Source organism: Actinomycetes bacterium, assembly GCA_035489715.1.
Classification (GTDB): Bacteria; Actinomycetota; Actinomycetes; order JACCUZ01; family JACCUZ01; genus DATHAP01.
Window position 1 is genome coordinate 1 of record DATHAP010000151.1, and the last position, 19,800, is coordinate 19,800.

The 19,800-nt window shown below is 72.5% G+C and carries 22 protein-coding genes; 16 read left to right on the forward strand and 6 right to left on the reverse strand.

What is annotated here, in order from left to right:
- Positions 1-155: 155 nt before the first annotated feature.
- The 14 genes from pdhA to VK640_12170 all read left to right on the forward strand — a co-directional run bounded on the left by pdhA (position 156) and on the right by VK640_12170 (position 12,772).
- Positions 156-1,256 (forward strand): pyruvate dehydrogenase (acetyl-transferring) E1 component subunit alpha, encoded by a 1,101-nt coding sequence (gene pdhA, locus VK640_12105; protein HTE73927.1) that lies wholly within the window; start codon positions 156-158, stop codon positions 1,254-1,256.
- 2 nt (positions 1,257-1,258) lie between these two features.
- Positions 1,259-2,245 (forward strand): alpha-ketoacid dehydrogenase subunit beta, encoded by a 987-nt coding sequence (locus VK640_12110; GenBank protein ID HTE73928.1) that lies wholly within the window; start codon positions 1,259-1,261, stop codon positions 2,243-2,245.
- Positions 2,246-2,266: 21 nt separating this feature from the next.
- Positions 2,267-3,766, forward strand: coding sequence for a dihydrolipoamide acetyltransferase family protein (locus tag VK640_12115; protein ID HTE73929.1), 1,500 nt, complete (start codon positions 2,267-2,269; stop codon positions 3,764-3,766).
- A gap of 64 nt (positions 3,767-3,830) precedes the next feature.
- Positions 3,831-4,265 carry a Fur family transcriptional regulator gene (locus VK640_12120; protein ID HTE73930.1) on the forward strand — a complete coding sequence of 145 codons (435 nt, stop codon included), beginning with the start codon at positions 3,831-3,833 and terminating at the stop codon, positions 4,263-4,265.
- 108 nt (positions 4,266-4,373) lie between these two features.
- Positions 4,374-6,560, forward strand: a complete 2,187-nt coding sequence (gene katG, locus VK640_12125; GenBank protein HTE73931.1) for a catalase/peroxidase HPI — start codon at positions 4,374-4,376, stop codon at positions 6,558-6,560.
- 129 nt (positions 6,561-6,689) lie between these two features.
- Positions 6,690-7,238, forward strand: coding sequence for a superoxide dismutase family protein (locus tag VK640_12130; protein HTE73932.1), 549 nt, complete (start codon positions 6,690-6,692; stop codon positions 7,236-7,238).
- Between the two features lie 39 nt (positions 7,239-7,277).
- The gene (locus VK640_12135; GenBank protein HTE73933.1) at positions 7,278-7,814 is read left to right on the forward strand and encodes an RNA polymerase sigma factor; all 537 of its coding nucleotides are present in this window, start codon (positions 7,278-7,280) and stop codon (positions 7,812-7,814) included.
- Positions 7,811-8,641 carry a zf-HC2 domain-containing protein gene (locus VK640_12140; GenBank protein ID HTE73934.1) on the forward strand — a complete coding sequence of 277 codons (831 nt, stop codon included), beginning with the start codon at positions 7,811-7,813 and terminating at the stop codon, positions 8,639-8,641. Before VK640_12135 ends, VK640_12140 begins: the two co-directional genes overlap by 4 nt.
- Entirely contained in the window at positions 8,638-9,510 is an 873-nt protein-coding gene (locus VK640_12145) for an ATP-binding cassette domain-containing protein (GenBank protein HTE73935.1), read from the forward strand. Before VK640_12140 ends, VK640_12145 begins: the two co-directional genes overlap by 4 nt.
- Entirely contained in the window at positions 9,507-10,319 is an 813-nt protein-coding gene (locus VK640_12150; protein ID HTE73936.1) for a hypothetical protein, read from the forward strand. The genes VK640_12145 and VK640_12150 overlap by 4 nt, the downstream gene beginning before the upstream one ends.
- A complete protein-coding gene (locus tag VK640_12155; GenBank protein ID HTE73937.1) occupies positions 10,316-11,014 on the forward strand; it encodes an ABC transporter in 699 nt (232 codons plus the stop codon). The genes VK640_12150 and VK640_12155 overlap by 4 nt, the downstream gene beginning before the upstream one ends.
- Positions 10,993-11,307, forward strand: coding sequence for a DUF6191 domain-containing protein (locus tag VK640_12160; protein ID HTE73938.1), 315 nt, complete (start codon positions 10,993-10,995; stop codon positions 11,305-11,307). Before VK640_12155 ends, VK640_12160 begins: the two co-directional genes overlap by 22 nt.
- Before the next feature lie 75 nt (positions 11,308-11,382).
- The gene (locus VK640_12165; GenBank protein HTE73939.1) at positions 11,383-11,961 is read left to right on the forward strand and encodes a hypothetical protein; all 579 of its coding nucleotides are present in this window, start codon (positions 11,383-11,385) and stop codon (positions 11,959-11,961) included.
- 49 nt (positions 11,962-12,010) lie between these two features.
- On the forward strand, positions 12,011-12,772 hold the full coding sequence (locus VK640_12170; GenBank protein HTE73940.1) for a carbon-nitrogen family hydrolase: 762 nt from the start codon (positions 12,011-12,013) through the stop codon (positions 12,770-12,772).
- Between the two features lie 182 nt (positions 12,773-12,954).
- On the opposite strand, the gene VK640_12175 is transcribed toward VK640_12170, so the two are convergent.
- From VK640_12175 to VK640_12190, 4 genes are all read right to left on the reverse strand, one after another.
- Positions 12,955-13,413, reverse strand: coding sequence for a hypothetical protein (locus tag VK640_12175; protein HTE73941.1), 459 nt, complete (start codon positions 13,411-13,413; stop codon positions 12,955-12,957).
- Positions 13,414-13,590: 177 nt separating this feature from the next.
- Complete coding sequence (locus VK640_12180; protein ID HTE73942.1) at positions 13,591-13,728, reverse strand: hypothetical protein; 138 nt, start codon at positions 13,726-13,728, stop codon at positions 13,591-13,593.
- Between the two features lie 528 nt (positions 13,729-14,256).
- Positions 14,257-14,802: a hypothetical protein gene (locus VK640_12185; protein HTE73943.1), complete on the reverse strand. Its 546-nt coding sequence runs from the start codon at positions 14,800-14,802 to the stop codon at positions 14,257-14,259.
- A 634-nt stretch (positions 14,803-15,436) separates the two neighbouring features.
- Positions 15,437-16,582 (reverse strand): phosphotransferase, encoded by a 1,146-nt coding sequence (locus VK640_12190; protein HTE73944.1) that lies wholly within the window; start codon positions 16,580-16,582, stop codon positions 15,437-15,439.
- A 54-nt stretch (positions 16,583-16,636) separates the two neighbouring features.
- Here VK640_12190 and VK640_12195 point away from each other — a divergent pair, with 54 nt between their 5' ends.
- A complete protein-coding gene (locus VK640_12195) occupies positions 16,637-17,095 on the forward strand; it encodes a MarR family transcriptional regulator (protein ID HTE73945.1) in 459 nt (152 codons plus the stop codon).
- 39 nt (positions 17,096-17,134) lie between these two features.
- On the opposite strand, the gene VK640_12200 is transcribed toward VK640_12195, so the two are convergent.
- Together VK640_12200 and VK640_12205 are read right to left on the reverse strand one after the other, a co-directional pair.
- Positions 17,135-18,193 carry a LacI family DNA-binding transcriptional regulator gene (locus VK640_12200; protein HTE73946.1) on the reverse strand — a complete coding sequence of 353 codons (1,059 nt, stop codon included), beginning with the start codon at positions 18,191-18,193 and terminating at the stop codon, positions 17,135-17,137.
- A gap of 41 nt (positions 18,194-18,234) precedes the next feature.
- Positions 18,235-18,420: a hypothetical protein gene (locus VK640_12205; protein ID HTE73947.1), complete on the reverse strand. Its 186-nt coding sequence runs from the start codon at positions 18,418-18,420 to the stop codon at positions 18,235-18,237.
- Between the two features lie 107 nt (positions 18,421-18,527).
- On the opposite strand from VK640_12205, the gene VK640_12210 reads away from it, so the two are divergent.
- The coding region (locus VK640_12210; protein ID HTE73948.1) for a thioredoxin-like domain-containing protein at positions 18,528-19,800 on the forward strand (1,273 nt) is incomplete at its 3' end.

The following is a 19,800-nucleotide window of genomic DNA, read 5'->3' on the forward strand; positions in this document are numbered from 1 at the left end:
GCGCCGGTCGCCGGTACCGTTGGCTCGCCCCTCCGGGGCACCGCACTGCAAGGCCCAGACCTTCCCGGGCCACCGCACACCCGCGGCCCACCGGGACGACTGGCCCGACGCCGAGCCCACGGCGACCCCGGGGCACCGGCTCGAGCCGACGAGGAGTGCCCGTGACCGAGCTGACCCAGCCCGCCGCCCAGCAGCCCGAGCTCGTGCAGCTGCTCACGCCCGAGGGCGAGCGGGTCGAGCACCCGACCTACTCGGTCGACCTCACCGACGAGGAGCTCCGCGGGCTCTACCGCGACCTCGTCCTGGTGCGCCGGGTCGACGCCGAGGCCACCGCCCTGCAGCGCCAGGGCGAGCTGGGCATCTGGGCCAGCCTGCTCGGCCAGGAGGCCGCCCAGGTCGGCTCCGGCCGCGCGATGGCGCCCGACGACTACGCCTTCCCGACCTACCGCGAGCACGGCGTGGCCTGGTGCCGCGGTGTGGACCCGCTGAACCTCCTCGGTCTCTTCCGCGGCGTCAACCACGGCGGCTGGGACCCCAACGAGAAGAACTTCCACCTCTACACGATCGTCATCGGTGCGCAGACGCTGCACGCCACCGGCTACGCCATGGGCATGCAGAAGGACGGCGCCGACAGCGCGGTCATCGCCTACTTCGGCGACGGCGCCACCAGCCAGGGCGACGTGAACGAGGCCTTCATCTACGCGAGCGTCTTCAACGCCCCGGTCGTCTTCTTCTGCCAGAACAACCAGTGGGCCATCTCGGAGCCGATCGAGCGCCAGACCCGCATCCCGCTCTACCGCCGGGCCGCCGGCTTCGGCTTCCCCGGCGTCCGGGTGGACGGCAACGACGTGCTCGCCTGCCTCGCAGTCACCAAGGCCGCGCTGCAGAACGCCCGTGAGGGCAGCGGACCGACGCTGGTCGAGGCCTACACCTACCGGATGGGCGCCCACACGACGTCCGACGACCCGACCCGCTACCGGCTCTCCGACGAGCTCGAGTCGTGGAAGCTCAAGGACCCGATCGAGCGGGTCAAGGCCTACCTGGTCCGCTCGGGCAAGGCCGACCAGCCGTTCTTCGACGCGGTCGAGGCCGAGTCCGACGAGCTCGCGGCGCACGTGCGCAAGGGATGCCTGGACATGCCGGACCCGGAGCCGCTGTCCATCTTCGACCACGTCTACGCCGACCAGCACCCGCTGGTCGACGAGGAGCGCGAGCAGTTCGGCGCCTACCTGGCCACGTTCGAGGAGGCGCACTGACCATGGGCACCCAGATCACCCTGGCCAAGGGCATCACGATGGGCCTGCGCAAGGCCATGGAGGACGACCCGAAGGTCCTCGTCATGGGCGAGGACGTGGGCAAGCTCGGCGGCGTCTTCCGGGTCACCGACGGGCTGCAGAAGGACTTCGGCGAGGACCGGGTCATCGACACGCCGCTCGCCGAGTCGGGCATCATCGGCACCGCGATCGGCCTGGCCCTGCGCGGGTACCGGCCGGTGTGCGAGATCCAGTTCGACGGCTTCGTCTACCCCGCCTTCGACCAGATCGTCAGCCAGCTGGCCAAGATGCGGGCCCGGGCGCTCGGGAAGGTCTCGCTGCCGGTCGTCGTGCGGATCCCGGTCGGGGGCGGCATCGGCGCGGTCGAGCACCACAGCGAGTCCAACGAGGCGTACTTCGCCCACACCGCGGGGCTCCGGGTGGTGGCCTGCTCGAACCCGGTCGACGCGTACGTGATGGTGCAGCAGGCCATCGCGACCGACGACCCGGTCATCCTCTACGAGCCCAAGCGCCGTTACTGGGAGAAGGCCGAGCTCGACGAGTCGATGAGCCTGGACCAGGCGCTCCCTCTGCACAGCGCGCGGGTCGCCCGCGAGGGGACCGACATCACCGTCGCGACGTACGGCCCGATGGTCAAGACCGCCATGGAGGCGGCGACCGCTGCCGCCGAGGAGGGCACCTCGATCGAGGTCGTCGACCTCCGCTCGCTGTCCCCGCTCGACATGGACGCGGTGCGCGGCTCGGTCGAGCGCACCGGCCGGCTCGTCGTCGTGCACGAGGCGCCGGTCTTCCTGGGGATGGGCGCAGAGGTCGCCGCCCGGGTGACCGAGCAGTGCTTCTACTCCCTCGAGGCACCGGTGATGCGGGTCGGCGGGTTCGACACGCCCTACCCGCCCAGCCGGGTGGAGGAGGAGTACCTCCCCGACCTCGACCGCATCCTCGACGCCGTCGACCGTTCGCTCGCGTACTGACGCGCTAGGAGTCCGCCGCAGATGAAGCAGTTCAAGCTCCCCGACGTCGGTGAGGGTCTGACCGAGGCCGAGATCGTGTCGTGGAAGGTCAAGCCCGGCGACACGGTGAAGGTCAACGAGATCATCGTCGAGATCGAGACGGCCAAGTCGCTCGTCGAGCTGCCGTGCCCGTTCGCGGGCGTCGTGTCCGACCTGCTCGTCGACGAGGGCACCACGGTCGACGTCGGCACCCCGATCATCACGGTGGACGACGGCAGCGGGGCCGCACCTGCTCCGTCGCGAGACGACGCCGCGCCCCCGCGCGACGACATGGCGCCGCCGGTTCCGGCCGACGAGAGCGCGATCGGCACCCCGGCCGAGGACCAGGCCGTCGAGCCCGGGCTGATCGGCGGTCCGGCTCCCGGCGGCCGTACGTCGGTGCTGGTCGGCTACGGACCGCGCACGACCTCGGCGATCCGGCGGCCCCGCAAGGGCGGCACCGGCGCGACACCGGCGGCTGCCTCGGCGGCCGCCGCGCAGCAGGCCGTCCAGACCTCGATGATGACGACGCCGACCCCGGTGCGTGAGCCGGAGCTCGAGCACGTCGCCGAGTCGGCGCCGGCCCACACGGTGGGCGACAGCGCCGGCGGCAACGGCGCGCGGGTGCTCGCCAAGCCGCCGGTGCGCAAGCTGGCCAAGGACCTGGGTGTGGACCTGAGCACCGTGGTGCCGTCGGGCGAGGGCGGCGTGGTCACCCGGTCCGACGTGGAGGCCGCCGCCGGCGGGGCGGCGCAGCCCGGCAGCGAAGCGGCGCCGGCAGCGACGTACCGCCCGGAGCCGGGTGTCCGTGAGACGCGCGTCCCGGTCAAGGGCGTGCGCAAGATGACCGCTGCGGCGATGGTCGGTTCGGCCTTCACCGCGCCGCACGTCACCGAGTGGGTCACCGTCGACGTCACCCGCACGATGGAGCTCGTCGAGCGGCTCAAGGCCGACCGTGACTTCCGTGACGTCAAGGTCAGCCCGCTGCTGGTGCTGATGAAGGCGCTGCTGCTCGCCGTGCGGCGCAACCCCGAGGTCAACGCGTCGTGGGACGAGGCTGCGCAGGAGATCGTGGTCAAGCACTACGTCAACCTCGGCATCGCGGCTGCGACCCCACGCGGCCTGGTCGTGCCGAACATCAAGGACGCCGACCGGATGTCGCTGCGCGAGCTGGCCGAGGCGCTCGGTGCGCTGGTCGACACCGCACGGGCCGGGCGCACCCAGCCGGCCGAGATGGCCGGCGGCACGATCACGATCACCAACGTCGGCGTGTTCGGCGTCGACTCCGGGACGCCGATCATCAACCCCGGCGAGTCGGCGATCCTGTGCTTCGGCCAGGTGCGGCCGATGCCGTGGGTCGTCGACGGCGAGCTCGCAGTCCGGCAGGTCACCCAGCTCTCGCTGTCGTTCGACCACCGGCTGATCGACGGCCAGCTCGGCTCGATGTTCCTCGCCGACATCGCCCGGGTGCTCGACGACCCGGCCACCGCCCTGCTCTGGTGAGCGCCTGCCCGGCGGTCGCCGCCCTGTCTTGATTCGTTCAAGACAATCCGCAAGGATGCCGGTGATGCCGACGACCGCCGACCTCGAGCAGGCGCTGCGCGGGGCCGCCCTGCGGGTGACTCGCCCCCGGCTCGCCGTGCTGAGCGCGGTGCACGAGCACCCGCACGCCGACACCGAGACGGTGATCGGCGCGGCGCGGGCATCGCTCGGCGAGCTGTCCCACCAGGCCGTGTACGACGTCCTGCGCGCCCTGACCGGAGCCGGCCTGGTGCGCTGCATCCAGCCGCGGGGCTCGCTCGCGCGCTACGAGGCGCGCGTCGGCGACAACCACCACCATGCGGTGTGCCGGTCCTGCGGCGCGATCAGCGACGTCGAGTGCGTGGTGGGGCACGCGCCGTGCCTGACGCCGGACGGCTCGACCTACGAGGTGGACGAGGCCGAGGTGGTGTTCTGGGGCCGCTGCCCCCACTGCCCCTCGGCCACCAGCAGACCTGGCTGAGCCCTGCGTCAGCCGGCCCGACGAGCAGCACCCGACGAGCAGCACCCGACGAGCAGCACCCGACGAGCAGCACCCGACGAGCAGCACCGAGACAGGAGAGCGAGCGACGTGTCTGAGCACGGCAGCGAGAGCGAGAACCCGGTCATCGACGCCCCCGAGGCGAAGCCTGGCCGCCCGCACACCAACCAGGACTGGTGGCCCAACCAGCTCAACCTCCAGGTCCTGCACCAGCACTCGGCGAGGTCCAACCCGCTCGGCGAGGGCTTCAGCTACGCGGAGGCGTTCCAGGGGCTCGACGTCGTGGCGCTCAAGCGCGACATCACCGAGGTCATGACCACCTCGCAGAACTGGTGGCCGGCCGACTTCGGCCACTACGGCGGGCTCTTCATCCGGATGAGCTGGCACTCGGCCGGCACCTACCGGATCGAGGACGGCCGCGGCGGTGCCGGCGACGGCGCGCAGCGCTTCGCGCCGCTCAACAGCTGGCCGGACAACGCCAACCTCGACAAGGCGCGACGACTGCTGTGGCCGGTCAAGCAGAAGTACGGGCAGCAGGTCTCGTGGGCCGACCTGCTCGTCCTCGCCGGCAACGTCGCCCTGGAGTCGATGGGGTTCGAGACCTTCGGCTTCGCCTTCGGTCGCGAGGACGTGTGGGAGCCGGAAGAGATCTTCTGGGGTCCCGAGGACACCTGGCTCGGCGACGAGCGGTACGCCGACGGTGACGAACGTCAGCTGTCCGGGCCGTTCGGCGCGGTGCAGATGGGCCTGATCTACGTCAACCCGGAGGGCCCCAACGGCAACCCGGACCCGCTGGCGGCCGCCCGCGACATCCGCGAGACGTTCGGCCGGATGGCGATGAACGACGAGGAGACCGTCGCGCTGATCGCTGGCGGGCACTCGTTCGGCAAGACGCACGGCGCCGGCCCGGCCGACCATGTCGGCCCGGAGCCTGAGGCGGCGTCGCTGGAGGAGCAGGGCCTGGGCTGGCACAGCTCCTACGGCACCGGCAAGGGGAAGGACACCATCACCAGCGGCCTCGAGGTCACCTGGACCAGCACGCCGACCAGGTGGGGTGCGGGGTTCTTCGCGAACCTGTTCGGTCACGAGTGGGAGCTCACGGAGAGCCCGGCGGGCGCGAAGCAGTGGGTCGCCAAGGACGCCGCCGAGACCGTGCCCGACGCGTTCGACGAGTCGAGGAAGCACCGGCCGACCATGCTGACGACCGACCTCGCGCTGCGCTTCGACCCGGCGTACGAGAGGATCTCCCGCCGCTTCCACGAGCACCCCGAGCAGTTCGCCGACGCGTTCGCCCGCGCCTGGTACAAGCTGCTGCACCGCGACATGGGCCCGGTCTCGCGCTTCCTCGGTCCGTGGGTGCCCGAGGCGCAGCTGTGGCAGGACCCGGTGCCGGCCGTGGACCACGACCTGGTCGCCGACGCCGAGGTCGCGTCGCTCAAGGCGACCCTCCTCGACTCCGGTCTGACCGTGTCCCAGCTGGTCACCACCGCGTGGGCGGCTGCCGCCAGCTTTCGTGGCACCGACAAGCGTGGCGGGGCCAACGGCGGCCGGCTGCGGCTCGAGCCGCAGCGCAGCTGGGCCGTCAATGCCGGGACCGGCGCGGTGCTGGAGACGCTGGAGCGGATCCGGCAGGACTTCAACGCGGGGCAGTCCGGCGGCGTGCGCATCTCGCTGGCCGACCTCATCGTGCTCGGGGGCTGCGCCGCCGTGGAGAAGGCGGCCAGGGACGCGGGCGCCGACGTCACGGTGCCGTTCTCGCCGGGGCGCACGGATGCGACGCCGGAGCAGACCGACGCGGAGTCCTTCGCGGTGCTCGAGCCACGGGCGGACGGCTTCCGCAACTACCTGCAGACCGGTGAGAAGCTGCCGCCGGAGACGCTCCTGCTCGACCGGGCGAACCTCCTCACCCTGACCGCACCGGAGATGACCGTCCTGGTCGGAGGCATGCGCGCGCTGGGCACCAACGTCGACGGCACCAGGCACGGCGTGTTCACCGACCGGCCCGGGACGTTGACCAACGACTTCTTCGTCCGACTGCTCGACCTGGACGTGGAGTGGAAGGCCGGCACCGACGAGCACGTCTACGAGGGCCGCGACCGGACGTCGGGCGAGGTCGCCCGCACAGCCACCGCTGTCGACCTGGTCTTCGGCGCCAACTCGCAGCTGCGGGCGATCGCCGAGGTCTACGCGTCGGCGGACGGGGTGGACCGGTTCGTCCGCGACTTCGTCGCGGCCTGGGACAAGGTCATGAACCTGGACCGGTTCGACCTGCGCTGACCCGCACTCTTCCCGTCCACCGGGCCGACCGCCGCGAGCGGCCGGCCCGGTGGCACGCCCCGGGGTGAACCGCTCGGCGCCCGGTCTGCGACAAGCGGGGTGACTCGTCACCTGCTGAAGGAGCCCATCGTGGCCGTCACTCGTCGCCGCACTCTCGTCGTCGCCGCTTCGGCGGCCCTCGTGCTGGGGGCCGTCCCCGCCGCTGCCGCCATCCGGTCGGAGACGCCGGACGTCGCCCTCAACCGGGCGTTCCAGCCGGTCGGCTCGGCCTCGACGGCCTTCACCTACGACGAGCAGGGCGTGGCCAGAGGCGCGACGGCCACCGTCGAGGCGTTCTACCCGGGCGACGGCACCACCGCGGTGACCTTGGAGCTGCGTGGTCTGCAGCCCTTCCGGACGTACGGCGCGCACGCCCACGTCGGCGCATGCACCGAGGCGCCGGCCGGGGCAGGCGGCCACTGGCACTTCTCCGACGCCGGCGCGGACCCGCTCGAGGAGCGCGAGATCTGGCTGGACGTCACGACGGACGAGCAGGGCTTCGCGAAGTCGGTGGCTCTGCGGAGCCATGAGATCCCGGCTGGGGACCGCCCGATGTCTGTCGTGGTGCATGCCTTGCCGACGGACCATGTGACCGGCGCGGCCGGCGCCCGGCTGGCGTGCGTGACCGTGCCGTTCTGAGTGACGACCTCCCACGACGACGCCCCCAGGACCACAGTGATGACCGTGACCCGCGAGGAGCGCGACGCCGATCTCGTGCGCGCGGTGGCCGAGGGCGACCGGCGCGCGCTCGAGGAGCTGTACGCCCGGCACGCGCCCTGGCTGGTGCTGCGCCTCACCCGGCGCTGCAACGACCGGCACCTGGTCGACGAGGCGGTGCAAGACACCTTCGTCGCGGTGTGGAGGGGAGCGCGACGCTGGGACGGGCGCGGCGAGGTCGCGGCCTGGATGTGGGGCATCGGGATCCGTCGTCTCATCGACCAGCTGCGGTCGGCGCCGCGTCCGACCGTGGAGATCCCGCAGTCGTGGGTCGGCGTGGAGCCGTCGGCGGAGGAACGGGTGCTCGTCGGTGTGGAGTACGGCGACCTGGCCGGCGCGCTCGACCGCCTGTCGCCGGAGCTGCGCGCCGTGGTGCAGGCGACGGTGCTCGACGGGCTCACCACCAAGGAGGCCGGGCGGCTGCTCGGCATCCCGGCCGGCACGGTGAAGACAAGGATGATGCGCGCGAAGGCGCAGATGCGGGAGGCGCTGGCATGAGCGAGACCACCTGGCACGTCGACGGGGAGGTGCTGGCGCGCTACGCCGCCGGACAGGTCACCTCAGCGGTCGCCGCCTCGACCGAGGCGCACCTGACGTCGTGCGGGACCTGCCGCGCGCTGCTCGCACCGGCGATCCCGACCGAGCGGCTGGACGGCATCTGGCTCGAGGTCGACGACCGGGTCGACCGGCTGTCGCTGCCGTGGTTCGAGCGGGTAATGGTGCGGTGCGGCGTCGGCGAGGACACCGCACGCCTGCTCGCCGCGACGCCCTCGCTCTCGGCCTCCTGGCTCGGCTCGGTGGCGGCAGCCGCCTTCCTCGCCGCTTCCGCGGCGGACACCTCGCCGCGCGCGCTGTTCGCCTTCCTCACCGTGGCGCCGATGCTGCCCGTCGCCGGCGTCGCCGCGGCCTACGGGCGGGACGCGGACCCGGCGCACGAGATCGCCGTCGCTGCGCCGTACTCCATGCTCCGGCTGCTTCTGCTGCGAACGCTCACGGTCGTGGCGGTCACCCTCGTGCTGACCGTCCTCGCCGGCCTGCTGCTGGTGGACGAGGGCTGGGCCGCGGCTGCCTGGCTGCTTCCGGCAGCTGCCTTGACCACCGCAACCCTGCTGTTGTCCTCGCGCCTCACGCCGGTCTGGGCGGCGGCGTGGGTGATGGGCACCTGGGTCGGCGGGGTCGCCGCCGCCTGGCAGGCGACCGGGACCCGGTTGGCCGCCTTCGGCGCGCTCGGCCAGTCGTTCGCGCTGGCGGTCACGCTCGGCTGTGTCGCGCTGCTGGTCACCCAACGGCACGTCTTCGCCTTCGACACCAGGAGATCCGCATGACCACCGTCCAGGTCACCGAGGTGGCCAAGTCGTTCGGCCGCACACAGGCACTCGCCGGTGCCACGTTCGCTGCCGGGCCCGGCGTCACCGGCCTGCTCGGTCCCAACGGCGCGGGCAAGACGACGCTGCTGCGCATCCTCGCCACCGTGACCGCGCCGGGCTCCGGTCGGGTCCGGCTCCTCGGGCGCGACCCGCGCGACGCGCAGGACCGGCTGGAGATCCGCCGCCGGCTGGGCTACCTGCCGCAGGAACCTGGCTTCCACCGCGGCTTCACGGTCACCGAGTTCGTGGACTACGTGGCCATCCTCAAGGAGATGGCAGGCCGCGCCGAGCGTCGTGCCGAGGTCCGCCGGGTTGTCGAGCTGGCCGGCCTGACCGACGTCGCCGACCGCCGGATCCGCGCGCTGTCGGGCGGCATGCGCCGCCGGGTCGGCGTCGCGCAGGCCCTTCTCGGGGACCCGGACCTGGTCGTCCTCGACGAGCCGACCGCCGGCCTCGACCCGGAGCAGCGGCTGCGGTTCCGCGACCTGCTCTCCCGCATCGGGGAGGACCGCACCGTGGTCCTGTCCACCCACCAGACGGAGGACGTCGCGGCCATGTGCCCGCACGTCGTGGTCCTCGACGGCGGGCGCGCCGTGTTCGACGGCACCCCGTCGGCACTGACGGCGAGCGCCGACGGCCGGGTGTGGCTGTCCGACGCGCGGTCGCCCGAGGCGAGGCTTGCCTGGCGGACCCCGGACGGCGACGTACGCAACATCGGTGACCAGGTGCCGGCGGGCGCGCGGGCCTTGCGGCCCACGCTCGAGGACGCCTACCTGCTGCTCGTCGGCGACCGCGCCAGGAACAGCACCGGGCAGGTGGCGGCATGAGCGCGGCCCAGGACCTGATCGGTACGGAGGCCACCCGGGTCCGCGTCCCGCGGCTGCCGGCCGGGCCGACGACCGTGCTCGAGCTGGCCCGGGTGCAGACCCGGCGGATCTTGCGCCACCCCGCGCTGCTGGTGAGCCTGGTGTGGCTCGTGCTCGGGGTCGGCTTGGGCAACCCGGACACGCCCTACGAGCAGTACTCGCTGGTCACGGGGATGGTCATCTTCATCATGGGGCCGGCCGCGGTCTTCGCGGCCAACCTGGTGGCCACCTCGGAGCGGCGCACGTCCGTGGACGAGTGGACACCTGCCCTGCCGATGCCGGCCGTCCGCCGGACCGGCGCGCTGCTGGTGGCCGGGGCCGCAGTCGGCGCGGTCGCCCTGGCGATCCAGCTGCTCCTCGTCGCCATCGCCTACGACCAGCCGGTCCTCGAGCTCCGTTGGACCCACGTGCTCAGCGTCCCGGTCGCCCTCACCGGCGCGGTGGTGCTGGGCGTGGCCGTCGCCCGGCTGCTCCCGTGGCCCGGCGCCCCGCTCCTGGTGATGGCGGCGATGACGGCCGGGAACATCTGGGCGAGCAACCACGAGGTGTTCCTCGGCCTCTACGTCGACTTCGCACAGTGGACCGGCAACGACGCGATACCGGGGATGCACCCGGGCTCCGGCGCCTGGCACCTGGTCTACCTGGCGGCCTTCGTCGGACTCGCGGCCTTCGGCGCCGTCCTGCGGGACGTCCGCCGGGTATGGATCCCGGTGCTCGGCGGCGCGGCGTGCGGCACCCTCGTGCTGGTCGCCGGTGCCCTGCAGCTGTGAGGCGGCGCCGGACGGCGGCTGCCCTGCGGTGCCGGCAGCTGGCGGCTGCCGGCCCGTCCCTCGTGCGGGCCGTGCGGTGGCAGCCGGTGCCGCTTGTCGCCGCGGGTGTCGTGCTGCTCCTGTGGTGGCGCGACGAGTCGGTGGTCAGAGGCTCGGGTTCCCCGTGGCTCCTGCGGGCCGTCGCGCTGGCGCTGGCTGCGGCCGTCCCCTTCGCCCTCGACGACCGGTCCCGGCGCACCGTCGTCGCGGCACCGACCGGCCTCGCGGCCCGGACCCTGGCGGTGCTCGGGCTCGCGGTCGTCCCGGCTGCCGCAGTCTGGGCGAGTGCGTGCGCCTGGATCGCGGTCCGCACGTCGCGGCCCGTGCCGGTCGCGGCCTTGACGCTCGAGGCTGGCGCGACGACCGCGGCGGCGGTCGCCGTCGCTCTGGTGCTCGTGCGATGGCGTGAGGTGGACGATCCCGGCGCGCTGACCGCACCGCTGGTGCTGGCCCTGGGCCTGCTCCTGCCCCGGCTGCCCACCTGGGCTGCGCTGGTGACCGAGCCCGGTCCCGGCTGGACCGCCTCGCACCTTCGGTGGACCGCCGTGCTCGCGCTGGCCGTGGGTTCCGCCGCAGTCGCGGTGCTCGACCCGGGAGGCGGTCGGGCACCTCTCCGGCGGCTACCGTGGCGGGTGTGGGCCTCGTCCTCGCCATGACCCTGCCGGGTCTGGTCCTGCTCCTCCTCGCGCTGGCGGCCGTGGACCTGACGCTGCTGCGGCTCCGCGGTCGCGGGCTCGTGCCCTGGCGCCGCGACCACCAGGTGTCCTCGACCGGGTTCGACCTCCTCCACGCCGCGCTCTCGCCGGGCAAGCAGGCCGAGCTGGACCAGCGCCGGACGGTCGAGCTGGTGCGCGACGACGAGGACGACGGTGCCCCGCCGCACAGCACGGTGGACCTGGCCGGCGGCACCGCACGGCTCCGCCTCCCCCGAGACGATCGGCCGAGCTGACCGCGGGGACCGACGCGCCGGTGGGATGATCCGCCGTCGGGGGGTGGCTGGGTCCGGCGGGCCGGGGAGGGCCGCATGCGCGGACGGTTCTCGCGGCGGATGGCCGCGGTGTTCTCGTCACCGCTGCTGCGCCGGTTCGGGTTCCACCTGCGCCGCCTGACCGGCGACGTCGACCGCAGGTTCTTCCTCCGGCTGCTCGCCGGGCCGGTCGGGTTCGTCCTCCTCGCCGCGACCGCGGTCACCCTGCTGGGGAAGCCGAAGGCCAGGTCGCCTCCATCACCGGAGCCCGCGCCGGCATCGAGGAGGCGATGGCCGCCGTCGTCTGCCCGGCCGACGCGAGCAACCAGGCCGACATGCGCTCGATCCTCGCGTCATGGCGATCGAGTCGATCGCACCGGACGTCCGCACCGTCGTCGAGGTCAACAACCCCAAGCACGTCGACCACTTCGCCGCGCGAACGCCGACGAGATCCTCGGCACGTCACGCATCACCAGCCGGCTGCTCGCCCGGTCGTCGCTCTACCCCGGGCTGAGCGAGCTGGTGACCGACATCGTCTCCGGCGGGCAGGGCTCCGAGCTCTACCGGGTGGCGCTGCCCGCGGACTGCTGCGGGCTGTCCCTCGACGACGTCGCCGCGCGGCTGCAGCACGACTGAGCCCGGAGCGGTCTCGTCGGCACGGGTCGCGGCGTGCGAGGCTGGCGCAGTGCGGGTCCACGTCATCCAGCTCGGATACGGCGACGACGAGTCGCCTGCCGACCGCACCCGTCGGGTCGCGGACCTCGTCCGCGCGCAGCGGGGTGCCGACCTCGTCGTGCTTCCCGAGCTGTGGCCGCAGGGTGGCTTCTCCTACGACCGCTGGGAGGACGAGGCCGAGTCCCTCGACGGTCCCGTCGTCGAAGCGATGCGCGCGGCGGCGCGAGACGTCGGAGCGACCGTGCACATGGGGTCGCTCGTCGAGCGCGACGAGGCGGGTCGTCTCTTCAACACGTCGGTCCTGCTCGGGCCGGACGGAGCAACGCTGGCGACGTACCGCAAGGTGCACCTCTTCGGCTTCGGGGAGGGCGAGCCGAAGCTGATGAGCGCCGGCGACGGCCTGGTCGTCCACGGACGTCTCGGTCTGGCGACCTGCTACGACCTGCGCTTCCCGGAGCAGTTCCGGCTGCTGCTCGACGCCGGGGCAGAGGTGGTGCTGCTGGTCGCCGCCTGGCCGGCGAAGCGGGTCGCGCACTGGCGGCTGCTGGCGCAGGCCCGCGCGGTCGAGAACCAGACGTACGTCGTCGCCTGCAACACCGCGGGCACCCACGCGGGGGTCCCCATGGGGGGGCGGTCGATCGTGGTGGAGCCGTGGGGAGCCGTGCTGGCCGAGGCCGACGAGGACGAGGTGGTGCTCGTCGTCGACCTGGACCTCGAGCTGGTTCGTGCGACGCGCGAGCAGTTCCCCGTGCTGGCGGACCGCCGCCTCTGACTGCGTCGCACGCGGGAACACAGCGTGCACCGGTCGACTGAGAGGACCGACCAGCAGCGCCGGCCAGGCCGCGGCCTTTCCGCGGGAACGCCTCCGAGCGGAAACGGCACGTACCTAGCTAGTGGACCCTTCCCGGCAAGGAGCCCGTGCCCGGGTCGGCCGCTCGTGTTCGCGAGCAGGGCTCAGTCGAGCACCACCGGCTCGCAACCGGAGGTGTAGCCCACCCCCGATTCGGCGGTCATCGTCCAGACGATGCCGTGCGGCACCCCCTTCGGCAGACCGGCAGCATCAGCGGGGGTGAACACCGCGGATCCGGCCGCGTTGCCGGCGGCGTTCGTCCGCAGCACCGCTGTTGGTAGGTCGATCGCGGCGCCGCCGCAGGCAGGGTCATCCACAAAAACGTGCAGCGCCACCTGGAAGGAGTTGCCGGGCGCCGCGCTCCGGAGCTGGTACTGCTCGTGGGCATAGACGTTGGGCCCGTTCGCGTGGGCATTCTCGACGAAGCCGGTCCCGCCCGGCGTGCCGGCGTCGGGCAGCAGCAGGATGTGGGCCGAGTGGTACGTGGCATCGGCCGATGCGCCGGTCGAGGACAGTGCCGCAGCGACCATGACGGTCACGGCAAGCAGCAGGGTTCTGCGCATGGAACCTCCTGACCTCTGTCCGCGAGCGGAATGGCTCCCACTGTCATCCGCGGCGTCACGCTCGACCATGACTAGAAAAGGTGGATGGCCGGCCGGCCCTGGCGCATCAGGTGACCACCGAGGACCTCACCCGTGATCGCAACGCCCGGAGGTGACGTCATGCCAGAAAGGGCCGGGCTAGCCTCCGCAGATCTGGGGGACGGTGCCGCCGTTGGTGTTGAGGATGGCGGTGATCATGCCCTCCTCGAACCCGTGAGGGTTGGCTACTGAGCCGGCCACATCGAACATCCCGAACGCGGCGTTGGGGTTGGTCATGTTGCACGCGCCGGTAAGGCCGTAAGGGGGTGTGGGCCCCGGGGTGGCCGCCGCACCGCTGGCGCCTACGCCGCTTGCTGCGACTGCAAGAGCCGTCACGAGTAGCGCCGTGCGAACTCCCAATACTTTCCTCATCGCGTCGACCTCCGGTCCGTCAAGTGCCGGGAGCCGCTGCCGCACGCCACCTGACTGCCTGACAGTGTTCCCGCCAGTTCGCGGTCGCCAGGATCCGGAACGCCTGGTCCATGCGCTCTTATGACGCTAGGCCCGGCCCGCACCCTTTTGCATAGTCACTTCGGGCCGTATGCGCAGCGATCTGAAGTGATGACACTCCGTGCACGTCGGGTGGGGCGGCAATGGCGCCGGGCCGCCGTCAGCCGACCTGGCTGACGACCGGGTTGATCTTTCCTCAGCGCTGCCCCTGGTAGGGGCTCAGTTCGTCACACCAGCGTCGAGCAGTGCCGGATCAGTTCGTTCGGGAGCGGCCCCTGTGCGCGGCTTCAACGGCGGCTTCCTGACTGGACAGGCTCAGGAAACCCGGTGCCAGGTATAGCCGGGATACGCAACTGCGACACTCCACCCGGCCTTGGAACACTTTGGCGCGCACTTCGGGAGCACGGGTGTCAGCCCAAGGGTGTCCCCGCCGGTGATCCGATAGTGGAACGTCACCCCGCCGATGACGACGGTGTCGTCACCGACAAGCCGGTAGGGGTCTTCATGGACCTGTTGGCCCTGGGCGTCGAGGGAACCGAATTGACCAGCCTCGGTGAAGAAGTGCGAGTGCTTGCGTGCGACGGAACCTTTGCAGGGATGGGCGGGGTCCCGGATCTGGTCAACCGACGTCACGTCAGGAATCCAGGCGTCCCCGGCGACGAATTCCGGTAGCGCGGCGCGCAGGCCAGCCTTGGCAAGTACGCGTTCCAACTCGGAGCATCGCTGCACCCGCCGCCACTGCCCGACCAAGGACGCGGCGGCACTCGCGCTGGCTGAGGATGCCGAAGGGGAACTGGCGGGTGTGCCGCCCGCCGCGTTGCCGGGCCCCTGATCACTCGGACCGCAGGCCACCAGACTCAAGGCCAGGGCTAGCAGCGTAAGGCGAGGCTTCCACACGTCGGACCTCCCGCGGGACACGGCCATGCGATTCTCACTGACCACCGAAGCCTGCCTCCGTACAGCGGGCAGAAAAGGGCTCGGAGCACAAGACGGCATGGTGCGCGGCTGCTCGGTTAGTGCCGGTTCAGTCCGTTCAGCAGCGGCACCTCGGCGGGTCCATGATCGTGAGCAGAGGACGCTCACTACGCACGCTTGGTCGCTGCTCACGATCATGACGACAGGTGGCGGACTGCGCCCGCCGCCAGGCCAGAGCGCGGCGCGCAGAGTTTCGGATCAGCTCACCCTGCAGGGCACCTCTGGTCGGGTGGGCGTTTCCGCGGAAAGGTGCCTGAGCGGAAACGGCAGCCGTGCGGACGTTCGGACCGATTCGTCGACGCTGAGCCGAAGATCGTCCCCAGGCCCCACAGTGCCTCGGCGGCCGCCGTGGCCGGCCGGCGCGCCGCGCTTGATGTCTCTCGTCTGCGTGCCGAAGGTCGAGCCATTGTGGGGCCGGGCGACGATCTTACGAGCGAGACCGCCGGGCATTGACTCATCGCGCAAAGGCCCGATACCGAGCTCTGGCCGGCAGTCCGACGTCACGTCACGAGGCACCGCGTCAGACCAGCGGCTTCGTCGTCGCCTCGAGGTCGAGCAGGAAGCTCGCCATCTCGCACCGCTCCCGGGTGACCCGCACCGCCTCGTCGTCGGGCGGTCCGCCCAGCAGCTCGAACGGCATGGCCGACAGCCCGTTGAAGATCAGGGCCAGCAGCACATGCGTCCGCTGCACCACGGCGAGATCCACGTCGGCGCCCTCGGCGGCCAGCCCGGCGACGTACGCCGGGACGACCACGGCCTCGAGGCCCGCCAGCTCCGCCGCCGACCGCTCCCCGGTCTGCACCTCGCCGAGCAGCAGCTGGCTGAGGTCGAAGCCGAGCGGCGCACGACCCCAGAACCCGAAGTCGATCAGGACGAACGACCCGTCCAGGCAGCCCTGCCGGACCAGCAGGTTGCGCGGGCAGGCGTCGCCGTGGCTGGTGCCCAGCGGCGCGGTGTCCAGCTCGGCGAGGAGCCCCGGCAGCCGCGCGGCCGCGTCGCGCAACCCGTCCCGCACCGCCGGGTCGAACCCGGCGGCCAGCACGGGGTGGCGCCAGAAGTCGTCGTCGTGCAGGGCAGGCAGCACCTGGCCGGCGACCCGGCCCGCCGCGTAGCGCCGATGCAGCTGCGGCGTCTCGCCGATCGCCCCGAGCGGCGCGACCCGCTGGCTGGCCGCCAGCCGACCGAGCAGGTGGGCGGCCCGCGCGAACCTCGGCTCGTCCCAGCGCACCAGCTGCACGTCGACCGCGTCCAGCCAGACCGCCGCCGACATGTCGTCCACGTCGGCGACCCGGCGAGCAGCGGGCATCGTCAGGCCCTCCGGCAGCCGGTCACCGAGGACGGAGCGGTAGACGGCGGGCTCCCTGTCCCACGGGATCATCGCGAGCGCCTCGGCCCGCATCGCCTCGGGCACCATCTGGAAGACCGGCGACCGCTCCCACGACTGCACCACCTTGACGAAGAAGCGGTACGGCAGCGGGGTGCCGTCCGGAGTCGTCGCGGTGCCGTGCACCCAGTAGCGGCCGGCTGTCGTCAGGGCGTCCAGGTCGTACGGCGCCACCTCGGCTGCGACAGAAGCCAGCTGCACCTCGCTGACCCCGAGCTGCGCCGCGACCATGCCGGCGAGCACCTCGTCCTCGACCGCTGCCGCTCCCAGCACGTCCTTCACGCCGACCCCCACTGGTAAAGTGACTTTCTCGTATCGAGAAGGTAAGGTTGGTTTATGACTTCCGTCAAGGCCGGCGCAAGTCTGGCTCCGCTGCCGGAGTGGGTCGACCGCCACGCGGCCGTGCTGGTCGGCCGGCTGATGGAGGAGATCCGGCTGGCCTTCGACGGGGAGGACTGGGGCGGGCTGCGGCAGTCGCACTTCCGGCTTCTCGCGCAGGTGCCACCCGACGGGATCAGCGTCACTGACCTGGCGGCCACGCTGCGGATGACCAAGCAGGCGGCCGGCCAGTTCGTCACCCACCTCGAGGGGACCGGGCACCTGACGACTCGGACCGACCCGGCCGACCGACGGGTCCGGCTCGTCGTACGCACGCCGCTGGGCGACCGGACGTCGAGGGCCGTGACGGCGCGGATTCGACGGGTCGAGCGGGCCTGGGCGCGGCGGGTGGGCGTCGAGCGCTACTCGGAGTTCCGCGCGGTCCTGGAGGACCTGGTGGCGACCGGCGCGCGTTGAGTGCATGGACCGCGCTGAGCCACACCGCCACGGTGCCGGTCAGCCCTGCGGCGCCGGGCCGGTGCTGCCTCGCACCACCAGCTCGGTGGGGAGGACGACGTGCTCGGCCGGCTGCACCCGACCTGCCTGGGCGGCGTCGATCGCGGCGGTCAGTGCGGCGGCGGCCACCTGACCCTTCGCGGCGATGGGCTGCCACACGGTCGTCAGCTCCGGCCGGATCCGGCGGGCCAGCGGGTTGTCGTCGAAGCCGACGACCGACACGTCGTCCGGGATGGTCAGCCCGAGGTCCTCCGCTGCCCGCACCACCCAGTGCGCCATGACGTCGGAGTGGCACAGGACGCCGGTCGGCCGGCCGTCCCGCTCGAGCAGGAGCCTGGCCCCCGCGTAGGCCGCGTCCTCCGGGGTCATCGGCTCGCGGACGATGACGGGCTCGACGCCGGCGGCCCGCAAGGCGTCGGTCCACCCGAGCAGGCGCTGCTGGGAGACGTAGTGCCCGCTGACCAGCTCACCCTCGACCTCGCCGTGCGGGCCGGCCTTCTCCCCGGTGAGGATGCCGATCCGGCGGTGCCCCAGGTCGAGCAGATGCTGCGCCGCGGCGCGCGCACCACCCCGGTCGTCCACGTTGACCGTCGGCCGGTTCTCGGGAGGGTCCTGGTCGACGAAGACCAGCGGCAGGTCGCGGCGGACCAGCCACTCCACGGCCGGTGAGAAGCCGTCGCAGGAGTAGACGAGCGCGCCGTCCATCGGGACGTCGCGGGCCGGCACCACGTCGCCCTGCGAGCTCGACGTCAGCAGCGTGAGCGCCCTCCCGGTCGGGCCGATCTCGTCGGTGATGGCGCTGAGGAACCCGGTGGACACCTCGTCGGTGAAGGCGTAGCTCAGCGAGTCCGTCATCAGGACTCCCACCGACCCGGTGGCCCCCTTGGCGAGGGCCCGCGCCGAGGGGTCCGGCCCGACGTAGCCGAGCTCGTCGGCCGCGGCGAGGATCTTCGTCCGCAGGGTGTCGGAGAGCTGGTCCGGCCGCGAGAACGCGTTGGACACCGTCATCCGGCTCACGCCGACCTTGTCGGCCACCGTCTGCAGGGTCACCCGGCCCATCGCCCGCCCTCTCTCGTCGCTCCGTCACTTCGCCGCCCCGGTCAGGCCGGCGCCACCCGGTGTGCGGCACGGTGCAGGGCGGCGGCGGTCACGCTACGCGTGCGGCGCAGCCGCGGCCGGGTGGTGGCGGTGTGCGGGACGACCGGGGCGTCCGGCCGGGCGCTGTGCAGCTCGTGCAGCGCGGCCTGCCGGCCGACGAGGACGGAGCCGAGGGCGGTGGTGTTCATGGCAGGTCCTTCCTGGCCTGGTGAGCGGCATCTGTACCGCTCAAGTTCTGTACCGCTACAGTAACCCGGCGTTCTGTACCGGTCAAGCCCTGATTTAGGCTGGCCCGGTGACCGCCACCGCCCGCGTCCGGGCGCCAGAGCTGCGCGGCCGGGGCTGGCTCAACACCGGCGGCCGGGCGCTGTCCCTGGCCGACCTGCGCGGCAAGGTCGTCCTGCTCGACTTCTGGACGTTCTGCTGCATCAACTGCCTGCACGTCCTGGACGAGCTGCGCCCGCTCGAGGAGCGCTATGCCGACGTCCTGGTCACCGTTGGCGTGCACTCGCCCAAGTTCGAGCACGAGGCCGACCCCGCCGCGCTCGCCGCGGCCGTCGAGCGCTACGAGGTGCACCACCCGGTGCTCGACGACCCCGACCTGGTCACCTGGGCGGCCTACACCGCCCGGGCCTGGCCGACGCTGGTCGTCGTGGATCCCGAGGGGTACGTCGTCGCCCAGGTCTCCGGCGAGGGGCACGCCCACGCGCTGGACCGGCTGGTGGCCGGCCTGGTGGCCGAGCACGAGGCGAAGGGCACCCTGCACCGGGGCGACGGCCCCTACGTCCCGCCCGCCCCTCCCGACACCGACCTGCGGTTCCCCGGCAAGGCGGTCCGGCTGCCCGGCGGCACCCTGCTCGTCTCCGACAGCGGCCACCACTCCCTGGTCGAGCTGGCCGAGGACGCCGAGACCGTGCTGCGCCGCATCGGGACCGGGACCCGGGGCCGGACCGACGGCGACCCGACGACCGCAACCTTCGCCGAGCCGCAGGGCCTCTGCCTGCTCCCGCCCGAGGTGGCGGCAGGGACCGGCTACGACGTCGTCGTCGCGGACACCGCCAACCACCTGCTGCGCGGCGTCCGGCTCGCCGACGGCGCGGTGACCACGGTCGCCGGCACCGGGGCGCAGTTGATGCAGGGCGACCCGCAGCCGGCCGCGGGCGACTCGCGCACCCCGCTGTCGTCGCCGTGGGACGTCGTGTGGTCCCCCGTCGTCCACCAGGTCGTGGTCGCCATGGCAGGCGTCCACCAGCTCTGGGCGTTCGACCCGGTGACCCGCGCGATGACCGTCTGGGCCGGCACCTCGAACGAGGGCCTGCTCGACGGGCCGCTCGCGGACGCGTGGTTCGCCCAGACCTCGGGGCTCGCCGTCGACGGCGAACGTATCTGGCTCGCCGACTCGGAGACCTCGTCCCTGCGCGCGGTCGAGCAAGGGGCGGTGAGCACCGCGGTCGGCCAGGGGCTCTTCGACTTCGGTCACGTGGACGGGCCCGGGGAGACCGCGCTGCTCCAGCACCCGCTGGGTGTCACTCTGCTGCCCGACGGCTCGGTCGCGGTGAGCGACACCT

Coding starts and splice junctions, on each gene's coding strand:
- VK640_12110 (HTE73928.1), top strand. CDS start 1,259: ATGGGCACCCAGATCACCCTGGCCAAGGGCATCACGATGGGCCTGCGC.
- VK640_12115 (HTE73929.1), top strand. CDS start 2,267: ATGAAGCAGTTCAAGCTCCCCGACGTCGGTGAGGGTCTGACCGAGGCC.
- VK640_12120 (HTE73930.1), top strand. CDS start 3,831: ATGCCGACGACCGCCGACCTCGAGCAGGCGCTGCGCGGGGCCGCCCTG.
- VK640_12135 (HTE73933.1), top strand. CDS start 7,278: ATGACCGTGACCCGCGAGGAGCGCGACGCCGATCTCGTGCGCGCGGTG.
- VK640_12140 (HTE73934.1), top strand. CDS start 7,811: ATGAGCGAGACCACCTGGCACGTCGACGGGGAGGTGCTGGCGCGCTAC.
- VK640_12145 (HTE73935.1), top strand. CDS start 8,638: ATGACCACCGTCCAGGTCACCGAGGTGGCCAAGTCGTTCGGCCGCACA.
- VK640_12150 (HTE73936.1), top strand. CDS start 9,507: ATGAGCGCGGCCCAGGACCTGATCGGTACGGAGGCCACCCGGGTCCGC.
- VK640_12165 (HTE73939.1), top strand. CDS start 11,383: ATGCGCGGACGGTTCTCGCGGCGGATGGCCGCGGTGTTCTCGTCACCG.
- VK640_12175 (HTE73941.1), bottom strand. CDS start 13,413: ATGCGCAGAACCCTGCTGCTTGCCGTGACCGTCATGGTCGCTGCGGCA.
- VK640_12180 (HTE73942.1), bottom strand. CDS start 13,728: ATGACCAACCCCAACGCCGCGTTCGGGATGTTCGATGTGGCCGGCTCA.
- VK640_12195 (HTE73945.1), top strand. CDS start 16,637: ATGACTTCCGTCAAGGCCGGCGCAAGTCTGGCTCCGCTGCCGGAGTGG.
- VK640_12200 (HTE73946.1), bottom strand. CDS start 18,193: ATGGGCCGGGTGACCCTGCAGACGGTGGCCGACAAGGTCGGCGTGAGC.
- VK640_12205 (HTE73947.1), bottom strand. CDS start 18,420: ATGAACACCACCGCCCTCGGCTCCGTCCTCGTCGGCCGGCAGGCCGCG.